Below are 1,414 nucleotides of genomic sequence, written 5' to 3' on the forward strand. Positions count from 1 at the left end.
CCCGCCAGCATATCCGAGCGGATCAGGAGATATGAACCTGCCGATGACAGGATCGTACTCGCGGTAGCCGAAATGGATCAGTCCGGTGTTGCAGTCGTAGAGACCACCGCAGAAACCGAGCAGCGGATCATGTTCGGGATTGCTGTTCAGTATCCTTCTGCCGAAAGAATCATATAGAACTTCCTGTACACTATTTCCTGATGGATCGGCAACAATAAAGACACTCCCCAACTGATCGGTCGCAAAGAGAAATACCTGACCATTACGGATCATTCCCATTGCGCGGCCATGTTCATTGTAGTGAAATTTGCTGATACCTTCTGCATCTTCCACTGCGGCAAGGGTTGTTAAATTTTCCCATTGGTAACGTTGAACCAGTTGACCATTGATATATTTTTCAGTCCTGAAACCGCGCTCATCAAAGCGGTATTCAATGTCGGTACCATCAGGCAGATGGACTTCGCAGAGCTGTCCGGTTTTCAGATATTCGTATCTGGTGGTTCCTTCCGGGGTCTTCTTTTCAGAGAGGTCGCCGTCTTGATCGTAAACATATATAGTGTCGCCAGCACGCACCAGTTGTCCAAGGTCGTTGTAGCTGTACTCCAGCTTCTCACCGCCTGCGACCTGAGAGAACACCCGTTGCCCCAACTGGTTGTAACGATAGGCTTCCACAGGTTCGCCGCAGTAAGTCGCTGCCTGAAGTCGACCTTTGTCATCATAGCGGTATTCCAGAACATGGCTCGATTCAGCGGATAGCAACACCTTATCTTCGATTCTAAGATTTTCATCCCGATTTACAGCCAGCACCCCATAGGTTTCTTCAGTTTTAGGTGTCAGGAACTGGAGAACTTCATCCGCGATTTCGTTGATGTCCACATTGTCACGCTGCATCTCATCGCGGATTGAGTCCCCGGTTCCGGTCTGGGGTGTTCTTGATTGGGATGCTTGAGATTTGAGTCTGGAATTGTAATCGTTCACATGCTTCTTGAACTCGGTTTGGACTTCGTTTCCGTAAGTGGTCTCTTTTAATCCCTGCACCACAGGCAGATTGGGATTTTCCTGCATGAACTGGGCGTGGACCATGCGTTTTAGCTTGGCATGCATGGCTTTGGTTTCTTCCCACTCGTAATTTTTCTGGTCCCACCTGCGTTTGACCTCGGGTTTCATCATGGAAGGGTACATACGGTCACCAGTTGAGAATTCTGAAAAATCTCCTTTGGGATCTGCCAGTTCTTCACCTGTTCGGCGATCAACAATTTTCCAGAGATTGTCGATCTGCATCTCGGCTGGCTCGTTTTCTCCGTAAAGCACCAGTCCGGTTGTGAGTTCTTTTCGGGACCTGCGTTCCATCCGGTAATCAGAAAAGTTCATTATTTGCTACCTGTGTTAAAGTTGCGGAAGTATGCCCTGAACT

At 48.7% G+C, this 1,414-nt stretch carries 1 protein-coding gene; it reads right to left on the reverse strand.

The annotated features are described in order from the left end of the window. Positions 1-1,371: RHS repeat domain-containing protein (locus tag FMS18_RS20115; protein ID WP_163296438.1), on the reverse strand; the 1,371-nt coding region annotated here is incomplete at its 3' end. Positions 1,372-1,414: the final 43 nt, after the last annotated feature.

Source organism: Desulfovibrio sp. JC022, assembly GCF_010470665.1.
In the GTDB taxonomy this organism is placed as follows: Bacteria; Desulfobacterota; Desulfovibrionia; order Desulfovibrionales; family Desulfovibrionaceae; genus Maridesulfovibrio.